This window comes from Thermoanaerobacter sp. X514 (assembly GCF_000019065.1).
Lineage (GTDB): Bacteria > Bacillota > Thermoanaerobacteria > Thermoanaerobacterales > Thermoanaerobacteraceae > Thermoanaerobacter > Thermoanaerobacter pseudethanolicus.
Map to the genome: position 1 here is coordinate 913,737 of NC_010320.1, position 8,764 is coordinate 922,500.

Annotated in this window: 15 protein-coding genes (1 of these 15 running past the window's edge); all 15 read left to right on the plus strand. The window is 36.0% G+C overall.

Annotated features, from left to right (window positions below):
• On the plus strand, nucleotides 1-1,257 hold the full coding sequence (secY, locus tag TETH514_RS04500) for a preprotein translocase subunit SecY (RefSeq protein ID WP_003868579.1): 1,257 nt from the start codon (nucleotides 1-3) through the stop codon (nucleotides 1,255-1,257).
• 14 nt (nucleotides 1,258-1,271) lie between these two features.
• The gene (locus TETH514_RS04505; RefSeq protein WP_003868580.1) at nucleotides 1,272-1,925 is read left to right on the plus strand and encodes an adenylate kinase; all 654 of its coding nucleotides are present in this window, start codon (nucleotides 1,272-1,274) and stop codon (nucleotides 1,923-1,925) included.
• Nucleotides 1,922-2,668 (plus strand): type I methionyl aminopeptidase, encoded by a 747-nt coding sequence (gene map / locus TETH514_RS04510; RefSeq protein WP_003868581.1) that lies wholly within the window; start codon nucleotides 1,922-1,924, stop codon nucleotides 2,666-2,668. The genes TETH514_RS04505 and map overlap by 4 nt, the downstream gene beginning before the upstream one ends.
• Before the next feature lie 15 nt (nucleotides 2,669-2,683).
• Nucleotides 2,684-2,950: a KOW domain-containing RNA-binding protein gene (locus TETH514_RS04515; protein WP_009052833.1), complete on the plus strand. Its 267-nt coding sequence runs from the start codon at nucleotides 2,684-2,686 to the stop codon at nucleotides 2,948-2,950.
• A 24-nt stretch (nucleotides 2,951-2,974) separates the two neighbouring features.
• Nucleotides 2,975-3,193 carry a translation initiation factor IF-1 gene (gene infA / locus TETH514_RS04520; RefSeq protein WP_003868583.1) on the plus strand — a complete coding sequence of 73 codons (219 nt, stop codon included), beginning with the start codon at nucleotides 2,975-2,977 and terminating at the stop codon, nucleotides 3,191-3,193.
• A gap of 16 nt (nucleotides 3,194-3,209) precedes the next feature.
• Complete coding sequence (rpmJ, locus tag TETH514_RS04525) at nucleotides 3,210-3,323, plus strand: 50S ribosomal protein L36 (RefSeq protein ID WP_003373491.1); 114 nt, start codon at nucleotides 3,210-3,212, stop codon at nucleotides 3,321-3,323.
• An 11-nt stretch (nucleotides 3,324-3,334) separates the two neighbouring features.
• The gene (gene rpsM, locus TETH514_RS04530) at nucleotides 3,335-3,703 is read left to right on the plus strand and encodes a 30S ribosomal protein S13 (protein WP_003868584.1); all 369 of its coding nucleotides are present in this window, start codon (nucleotides 3,335-3,337) and stop codon (nucleotides 3,701-3,703) included.
• Nucleotides 3,704-3,721: 18 nt separating this feature from the next.
• The gene (gene rpsK / locus TETH514_RS04535; protein WP_003868585.1) at nucleotides 3,722-4,114 is read left to right on the plus strand and encodes a 30S ribosomal protein S11; all 393 of its coding nucleotides are present in this window, start codon (nucleotides 3,722-3,724) and stop codon (nucleotides 4,112-4,114) included.
• Between the two features lie 12 nt (nucleotides 4,115-4,126).
• Nucleotides 4,127-4,747 (plus strand): 30S ribosomal protein S4, encoded by a 621-nt coding sequence (gene rpsD, locus TETH514_RS04540; RefSeq protein WP_003868586.1) that lies wholly within the window; start codon nucleotides 4,127-4,129, stop codon nucleotides 4,745-4,747.
• A 48-nt stretch (nucleotides 4,748-4,795) separates the two neighbouring features.
• Complete coding sequence (locus tag TETH514_RS04545) at nucleotides 4,796-5,743, plus strand: DNA-directed RNA polymerase subunit alpha (protein WP_003868587.1); 948 nt, start codon at nucleotides 4,796-4,798, stop codon at nucleotides 5,741-5,743.
• A gap of 13 nt (nucleotides 5,744-5,756) precedes the next feature.
• The gene (gene rplQ, locus TETH514_RS04550; RefSeq protein WP_003868588.1) at nucleotides 5,757-6,095 is read left to right on the plus strand and encodes a 50S ribosomal protein L17; all 339 of its coding nucleotides are present in this window, start codon (nucleotides 5,757-5,759) and stop codon (nucleotides 6,093-6,095) included.
• An 82-nt stretch (nucleotides 6,096-6,177) separates the two neighbouring features.
• Nucleotides 6,178-7,011 (plus strand): energy-coupling factor transporter ATPase, encoded by an 834-nt coding sequence (locus tag TETH514_RS04555; RefSeq protein WP_009052832.1) that lies wholly within the window; start codon nucleotides 6,178-6,180, stop codon nucleotides 7,009-7,011.
• On the plus strand, nucleotides 7,002-7,862 hold the full coding sequence (locus TETH514_RS04560) for an energy-coupling factor transporter ATPase (protein WP_003868590.1): 861 nt from the start codon (nucleotides 7,002-7,004) through the stop codon (nucleotides 7,860-7,862). The genes TETH514_RS04555 and TETH514_RS04560 overlap by 10 nt, the downstream gene beginning before the upstream one ends.
• Nucleotides 7,855-8,661: an energy-coupling factor transporter transmembrane protein EcfT gene (locus TETH514_RS04565; protein WP_003868591.1), complete on the plus strand. Its 807-nt coding sequence runs from the start codon at nucleotides 7,855-7,857 to the stop codon at nucleotides 8,659-8,661. The genes TETH514_RS04560 and TETH514_RS04565 overlap by 8 nt, the downstream gene beginning before the upstream one ends.
• Before the next feature lie 2 nt (nucleotides 8,662-8,663).
• Nucleotides 8,664-8,764 carry the start of a tRNA pseudouridine(38-40) synthase TruA gene (truA, locus tag TETH514_RS04570; RefSeq protein WP_003868592.1) on the plus strand. 634 nt of this gene lie beyond the right edge of the window, so the window shows 101 of its 735 coding nt (coding positions 1-101); the start codon lies at nucleotides 8,664-8,666; the stop codon falls past the right edge of the window.

Here is an 8,764-nt window from a genome sequence, read left to right on the forward strand (position 1 = left end):
GTGTTTCAAACCCTTGTCAATGCTTGGAATGTTGATGATGTAAGGAAAAGGATACTTTATACTTTGGGGATGTTAGTAATCTTTAGAGTGGGGTCTCATATTCCTGTGCCTGGAATTGACCCAAAAGTGATTGCTAACATACTTGGTCAAGGACAATTGTTTGGATTTTTTGATATAATATCAGGTGGTGCTTTTAGTAATTTTACCATTTTTGCGATGAGCATTACACCCTACATCAATGCATCAATTATAATGCAACTTTTAACAATAGCAATTCCTTCTCTTGAGCAATTAGCCAAAGAAGGCGAAGAAGGAAGGAAGAAAATTGCTCAGTATACCAGATATTTAACAGTTGTACTTGCCTTGATACAAGCTATAGGAATGACAATTGGGCTAAAGAGTGCAGTTATCAACCCTACATTTTTTAACTTAACGGTCATCGTTATAACCTTAACTGCAGGTACTGCTTTTCTCATGTGGTTAGGTGAAAAAATTACTGAAAATGGAATAGGCAACGGAAGTTCATTAATAATTTTTGCGGGGATAATTTCTAGGATTCCTAACATGATATATCTGACAAGTCAATATATTCAAGCAGGTACTGCTAATATTTTTGGTGCTATTGCTTTTGTAGTAGCAGAGCTCATAATGATAGTGTTAATAATCTTAGCTACAGAAGGCCAAAGAAGAATTCCTGTGCAATATGCAAAAAGGGTTGTTGGCAGAAAAGTTTATGGTGGACAAAGTACTCACATTCCTATAAGAATAAACATGGCAGGGGTTATTCCTATCATATTTGCTCTTTCACTATTACAGTTTCCGCAACAATTAGCAACCTTTTTCCCACGGTCGTCATTTTACAACTTTGTGCAAAAATGGCTTAGCACAAGTGGGCTAATATACAATATTTTAGATATATTATTGATAATAGGATTTACTTATTTCTATACTGCAGTAATATTTAACCCTGTAGATGTATCGGATAATTTGAAAAAATATGGGGGCTTTATCCCTGGAATAAGGCCAGGTAAACCAACTACAGACTTTCTTACAAGGGTATTGAATAGAGTTACTTTTGTAGGAGCGTTATTCTTAGCATTTATTGCTACAATGCCAGTAATTTTAATGAATATAACAGGATTGCAGCTTTACTTTGGGGGTACAGCACTTTTAATTGCAGTTGGTGTAGCGCTTGATACTATGAAACAAATTGAAGGACATCTTATCATGAGGAATTATCAAGGATTTTTGAAATAAAAGGGGGAGGATTTATGAGAGTAATACTTTTAGGCCCCCCAGGTGCAGGCAAAGGGACGCAAGCTGTGAAAATTGCTAAGGAGTTTGACATTCCTCACATATCTACTGGAGATATTTTTAGACAAAATTTAAGAGACAATACTGACTTAGGGAAACTTGCAAAAGAATACATGGACAAAGGATTATTGGTCCCCGATGAGGTTACGAATAAAATAGTAGAAGATAGATTAGAAAAAGATGATTGCCAAAAAGGGTTTTTATTAGATGGTTACCCCAGAAATGTTGCACAGGCTGAGGAATTAGACAGGTTTTTACATGACAAAGGCATTCATCTAGATTGTGTATTAAATATTGAAGTTGACAGAGAAGCTTTAATTGAAAGAATAACAGGCAGAAGAGTATGTCCTAATTGCGGTGCGACTTATCACATAAAGACTTCTCCTCCTGCAGTCGACAATGTATGTGATAAATGTGGTGCACAACTTATACAGCGTTCAGATGATAAATTAGAATCAGTTGTAAAAAGATTAGAGGTTTATGAAAGTCAAACTAAGCCTTTGATTGAGTATTATACAAAGAAAAACACTTTAGTGAATATTGATGGAAATAAATCGGTAGAAGAAGTATTTGAAGATATAAAAAAGGCTTTGGGAGACAGAGGCAAATGATATATATTAAGTCTAAGAATGAAATTGATTTGATGAGAACAGCTGGCAAGGTAATAGCAAATCTCTTTGAGGTTTTAGAAAGGGCAATTAAGCCAGGAGTTACGACATTAGAGCTTGATAGAATTGCAGAAGAGTTTATAATAAAAAATGGTTGTAAACCTGCTTTCAAAGGTTTATACGGTTTTCCTGCTAGTATTTGCACTTCAATAAATGAAGAAGTAGTTCATGGAATACCAAGTTTAAGAAAACTTAAAGAAGGCGATATTATAAGTATAGACCTTGGAGCTACCTATAAAGGGTATAATGCAGATGCAGCAAGAACTTTCCTTGTTGGAGAGATATCAGAGGAAGCACAAAAATTGATTGAGGTCACAAAAAATAGCTTTTTTGAGGGTATAAAATATGCAAAAGAAGGGAATAGGTTATCGGATATTTCTTACGCAATACAAACTTATGTAGAAAGTCATGGCTTTTCAGTAGTAAGAGAATATGTGGGACATGGGATAGGTATAAAAATGCATGAAGATCCACAGATTCCTAATTTCGGTCCCCCTGGCAGAGGACCTAGATTAAAAAGAGGGATGTGCCTTGCTATAGAACCGATGGTAAATGCGGGACATTATGCCGTAAGAACATTAGAAGATAATTGGACAGTAGTCACTGTTGATGGTAGTTTATCTGCCCATTACGAAAATACTATTGTTATTACGGAGGGGGACCCAGAAATACTGACCATTTTATAAGAGGTGAATTTATTAATGGAAGACTTGCAAATTGGTCAGGTAGTGCGGAGCAAAGCAGGTCGCGACAAAGGCAGAGTTTTTGTAGTTGTAGGAAAGTTTGATGACCAACACGTTCTTGTAGCCGATGGGGACCTTCGAATGATAGAAAAACCTAAGAAAAAAAAGTTTAAACATCTTCAGAGGTATAATGACGTGATTTGGCAGATTAAAGAAAAAATACTAAGGGGCGATAAATTAACTAATGAAGAAATCAGAAAATTTTTAGAACCTTATAAATCCTAAGTCAATAAGGAGGAATGGATATCCTTGGCAAAAGAAGATGTTATTGAAGTTGAGGGCACAGTGATAGAGGCTTTACCAAATGCCATGTTTCAAGTACAATTAGATAATGGGCATAAAGTATTAGCCCATGTATCTGGAAAATTGAGAATGAATTTTATACGAATACTTCCAGGAGACAGAGTAACAGTAGAGTTGTCTCCTTATGACTTGAGTCGTGGAAGAATAGTATGGCGTGGAAAGTGATAAGGAGGTATTGAAGATGAAGGTAAGACCATCTGTAAAACCTATTTGTGAAAAATGTAAAGTTATAAAAAGAAAAGGTAGAGTTATGGTAATTTGTGAAAATCCAAAGCATAAACAAAAACAAGGCTAGGAGGTGTGAAAATGGCGAGAATTGCAGGCGTTGACTTGCCAAGAGATAAACGAGTTGAAATCGCTTTGACATATATATATGGAATTGGCCGTTCTCGTTCAAATGAGATACTTGCTAAAGCAGGTGTAAATCCAGACACAAGAGTCAAGGATTTAACAGAAGAAGAAGTTTCTAGATTGAGAGAAATAATTGATAAAGAATACAAAGTTGAAGGCGACTTAAGAAAAGAAGTTGCCATGAATATCAAAAGATTAATGGATATAGGATGCTATAGAGGAATAAGGCACAAAAGAGGTTTACCCGTAAGAGGTCAAAGAACAAGGACTAATGCTAGAACGAGAAAAGGTCCAAGGAAAACTGTTGCTAAGAAGAAGAAGTAATAATAAGGAGGGGAAATAATGGCTAAAAGAGTAAAAAGAGCTGGCAGAAAACGCGAGAAAAAACACGTAGAAAGAGGAATTGCCCATATTCATTCTACGTTTAACAATACTATTGTGACTATAACAGACCCAGCTGGAAATACAATTTCTTGGGCAAGTGCTGGTACAATAGGCTTTAAAGGCTCAAGAAAATCAACTCCATTTGCAGCACAAATGGCGGCAGAATCAGCTGCAAAATCTGCAATGGAGCATGGTATGAAAACTGTAGATGTATATGTTAAAGGACCTGGTGCTGGTAGAGAAGCAGCAATAAGAGCTTTACAGGCTGCTGGCCTTGAAGTGAGTCTTATAAAAGATGTGACTCCAATTCCCCACAATGGCTGCAGACCACCTAAGAGGAGAAGAGTATAAGGAGGTGCGATTATGGGAAGATATACAGGACCAACTTGCAGATTGTGCAGAAGAGAAGGCATGAAATTATATTTAAAAGGAGATAAATGTTATACAGACAAATGTCCTTTTGCAAGAAGAGGATATGCACCAGGACAACATGGACAAGAAAAGAAAAAACTCACTAACTACGGCATGCAACTACGAGAAAAACAAAAACTCAAAAGGTACTATGGCGTTTTAGAGAGACAGTTTGAAAGGCTCTATGAAGAAGCAGAAAGAATGAAAGGAATTACAGGTGAAAACTTATTGCAGCTTTTAGAAAGACGTCTTGACAATGTAGTGTTTAGATTGGGCTTTGCTGCGTCTAGACCACAAGCTAGACAATTGGTAAGCCATGGACATATAGAAGTAAATGGTAAGAAAGTTGATATACCATCTTTCTTAGTAAAACCAGGGGATGTAATATCTGTGAGGGAAAAAAGCCGTTCAATGGAATTAATAAAGAATAATTTAGAAGTATCAAGAAACGTACCTGACTGGTTAGAACTCAATAAAGATGCTTTTGAAGGTAGAGTAGTTTCATTGCCGAGAAGAGAACATATAGATCTGCCTATCCAAGAGCACTTGATTGTTGAGTTATATTCTAAGTAATGATTATAATCGGTTACCCTCATAAAACAGTTAAAAGGAGGGTTCACAGTGTTTGAAATGATTGAACCAAAAATAGAGATTATTGAGCAGTCGGAAGATGGGACGTATGGAAAGTTTGTAGTAGAGCCTTTAGAAAGAGGATATGGCATAACTCTTGGAAATTCTTTAAGAAGAGTGCTTTTGTCCTCTCTTCCTGGTGCTGCTCCTAAATCTGTGAAGATAGATGGGGTATTACATGAATTTTCAACCCTACCAGGAGTTAAAGAGGATGTAGTAGAAATTATACTTAACCTTAAAGAAGTTGCAGTTAAATTGCATTCAGATGAACCAGTGGTAGGGCGCATAGATGTAGAAGGAAGAGGAGAAGTTACTGCAGGTCATATAAAAGGCAGTGCCGATATAGAAATTTTAAACCCTGACCATCATATAGCTACTTTAAGTGACGATGGTAAACTCCATATGGAGATTGTGTTTGTCAAAGGAAAGGGTTATGTGCCTTCAGATAAAAACAAAGAGCCTAACCAACCGATAGGCGTCATTCCAGTTGATTCTATTTTTACACCAGTAAAAAGGGTAAGCTACAATGTAGAAAATACTCGTGTAGGCCATGTTACAGACTATGATAAACTTACTTTGGAAGTATGGACAAATGGAGCTGTCACGCCTAAAGAAGCTATTAGTATGGCTTCTGACATGTTGATTAAGTACTTTCAAAAATTTATATCTTTTACTGGCGAATACAAAAGTTCAGATATTTTTGTGGACAAACCTGAGAAAAAAGTCGAGAAACCTCTTGATATGACAATTGAAGAATTAGACTTATCTGTTAGGTCCTATAATTGCTTAAAGAGAGCTGGAATAAATACAGTACAAGAGCTCACTCAAAAGACAGAAGAAGAGATGATGAAAGTCAGAAATTTGGGTAAAAAATCTTTAGAAGAGGTTAAACAAAAACTCGAAGCATTAGGACTTAGCTTAAAAAAGGCAGACGAATAAAGGAGGGTTGAAGGTGGGTTACAGAAAATTAGGCCGTCCTTCTGACCAGAGGAGGGCTATGCTTAGAAATTTAGTCACAGATTTTTTGAAATATGGCAGAATAACTACAACAGAAGCGCGAGCAAAAGAGGTTCGCAGCATTTCTGAAAAAATGATTACTCTCGGTAAAAGAGGCGATTTACACGCAAGAAGGCAGGCTTTAGCCTATATCTTAGATGAAAGTGTAGTAAAGAAGTTATTTGACGAAATAGCACCAAAATACAAAGACAGACAAGGTGGTTACACAAGAATTTTAAAACTTGGGCCTCGCAGAGGAGATGGCGCACCATTAGTAATTATTGAATTAGTGTAAGCAATCGAAGGGGTTAAGTTTGGTGCCGCAACTTAATCCCTATTTTTCATAAAGGAGTTTAACTTAAAAGAAGGTGTCCTTAATGGAACACGTAATAACTACACAAAATTTATTTTTTGAATATCATGCCGAAGAACAAACTCGACACCTAGTTTTAAAGGATATAAATTTACAGTTTGAAAAAGGACAGTTTATAGGGATAATTGGTCATAATGGGTCAGGCAAGTCAACACTTGCTAAACACTTTAATGCACTTTTATTGCCGACAGAAGGAAAAGTATATGTAAAAGGAATGGACACCAAGGATACAAATCATTTGTGGGATATAAGACAGGCTGCTGGGCTTGTTTTTCAAAATCCAGATAATCAAATAGTTGCTGCTATAGTTGAAGAGGATGTAGCTTTTGGTCCAGAAAATTTAGGGATTCCACCTGATGAAATAAGAGAAAGAGTTGAATATGCTCTTAAAGCGGTAGGTATGTGGGAATACAAAGATTATCCTCCTCACATGCTCTCAGGTGGACAAAAGCAAAGAGTTGCCATTGCTGGGATAATTGCAATGAAGCCAGAGTGCATAATTTTAGATGAACCAACGGCAATGCTTGACCCAATAGGAAGAAGGGAAGTCATTTCTACCATAAAAAAGCTCAACAAAGAAGATGGGATTACTGTAATACTCATAACACATTTTATGGAAGAAGTAGTAGATGCAGATAGAGTTATTGTAATGGATGATGGAAAAGTAGTGTTAGATGGTACTCCTAAAGAAGTATTTAAAGAAGTTACTCTTTTAAAAAAGATTGGCCTTAGTGTGCCCCAAGTTACAGAGTTGGCATACCAATTGAAGAGAGAAGGCTTTGACGTCCCTCTAGATATTTTAACAGTAGAAGAAATGGTGGAATTTTTATGCCGATAAAAGTAGAAAATTTAAGCTTTGTGTATAATGAAGGGACGCCATATGCTACTGTTGCTTTAAATAATGTTACTTTTGAAATACAGGATGAAGAGTTCGTGGGAATCATCGGGCACACAGGGTCGGGTAAATCTACGTTAATACAACATTTAAATGGGCTTTTAAAACCTACTTCAGGGAAAATATATATAAATGGAGTAGACATAACAGACAAAAAAGTCAGTTTGAAAGATGTACGAAAAGAAGTAGGATTAGTTTTTCAATATCCTGAATATCAACTTTTTGAAGAAACCATTTTTAAAGATATAGCCTTTGGCCCTACTAATTTGGGACTTAGCGAAGAAGAAATTGAAAAAAGAGTATATGAAGCAATGGATATTGTTGGAATCAGTAGAGAATTAGCAGATAAATCTCCTTTTGAAGTATCAGGTGGCCAAAAACGTAGGATTGCGATAGCAGGAATATTGGCGATGAAGCCTAAAATTTTGATATTAGATGAACCTACTGCAGGCCTTGATCCAAAGGGGAAGGAAGAGATTTTAAACAAAATTAAAGAAATTCATGATAAATATAAGATGATAACAATTTTGGTATCCCATAGCATGGAAGATATAGCTAGATTTGCAGATAAAATAATTGTGATGAACAAAGGAAGAATAGAAGTTATTGGAACTCCAAGAGAGGTATTTAGAGAAGCTGAAAAATTGGAAAAGATAGGATTAGGGGTACCACAAATAACTTCTCTCGCAAGAGAATTACAAAAAAAAGGCGTAGCAATTCCAGAAGATATATTAACAATTGAAGAAGCAAAGGAATATATAGTTCGTTATCTCAGGGGGACTAAAAATGTTTAGAAATATAACTATTGGGCAATATATCCCTGGTGATTCGGTAGTTCACAAGTTGGATCCGAGAATCAAAATAATTATCACTTTTATATTTATAGTAGCCACATTCTTGATAAATAAACTTTCAGGTTACCTTTTTGCGGTTTTTTACCTTTATTTGATAATAACAATTTCTAAAATACCTTTTAGCTATATTTTAAAAGGGTTAAGACCAGTTATTATAATTCTTTTACTGACAGTGAGTTTAAACATGTTTTTTACCCCTGGGGGAACGATATTATATACCTTAGGACCATTGAAAATTACTACTACTGGGTTGCGATTAGCTGTATTTATGGGATTGAGACTTATATTTTTGATTATCGGTACTTCACTACTTACTTTAACTACTTCTCCTATCTCTTTGACAGATGGAATAGAGCATATTTTAAAACCCTTTAGCCGTATAGGGGTACCGGCTCATGAGTTAGCAATGATGATGACAATTGCTTTAAGATTTATACCTACATTAATAGAAGAAGCAGAAAAAATTATGAAAGCTCAAATGGCAAGAGGAGCCGATTTTGAAAGTGGCAATATAGTAAAAAGGGCAAAAGGACTAGTGCCTCTTTTAGTACCGCTATTTATCAGTGCTTTCAGAAGAGCTGACGAATTAGCAGTTGCTATGGAATCTCGGTGCTATAGAGGCGGGCAAAATAGAACGCGAATGAAACAGCTTAAAATCCAACCGAGAGATTATCAAGCTTTAGCTGTGACCTTGATAATGGTATTGCTAATTGTATGGAATAGAGTTTGGACGTGGTAAAAATGAGAAACGTAATGATTGTAGTAGAATATGACGGGACCAATTATCACGGTTGGCAATACCAAAAGAATGCAGTGACAGTTCAGGAGGTATTGCAAAAAGC

Excerpts from the sequence above, each read along its gene's own strand:
- TETH514_RS04560 (WP_003868590.1), top strand. The coding sequence starts at position 7,002 with ATGCCGATAAAAGTAGAAAATTTAAGCTTTGTGTATAATGAAGGGACG.
- rpsK (WP_003868585.1), top strand. The coding sequence starts at position 3,722 with ATGGCTAAAAGAGTAAAAAGAGCTGGCAGAAAACGCGAGAAAAAACAC.
- rpsD (WP_003868586.1), top strand. The coding sequence starts at position 4,127 with ATGGGAAGATATACAGGACCAACTTGCAGATTGTGCAGAAGAGAAGGC.
- TETH514_RS04565 (WP_003868591.1), top strand. The coding sequence starts at position 7,855 with ATGTTTAGAAATATAACTATTGGGCAATATATCCCTGGTGATTCGGTA.
- TETH514_RS04505 (WP_003868580.1), top strand. The coding sequence starts at position 1,272 with ATGAGAGTAATACTTTTAGGCCCCCCAGGTGCAGGCAAAGGGACGCAA.
- rpmJ (WP_003373491.1), top strand. The coding sequence starts at position 3,210 with ATGAAGGTAAGACCATCTGTAAAACCTATTTGTGAAAAATGTAAAGTT.
- TETH514_RS04555 (WP_009052832.1), top strand. The coding sequence starts at position 6,178 with ATGGAACACGTAATAACTACACAAAATTTATTTTTTGAATATCATGCC.
- TETH514_RS04515 (WP_009052833.1), top strand. The coding sequence starts at position 2,684 with ATGGAAGACTTGCAAATTGGTCAGGTAGTGCGGAGCAAAGCAGGTCGC.
- rpsM (WP_003868584.1), top strand. The coding sequence starts at position 3,335 with ATGGCGAGAATTGCAGGCGTTGACTTGCCAAGAGATAAACGAGTTGAA.
- map (WP_003868581.1), top strand. The coding sequence starts at position 1,922 with ATGATATATATTAAGTCTAAGAATGAAATTGATTTGATGAGAACAGCT.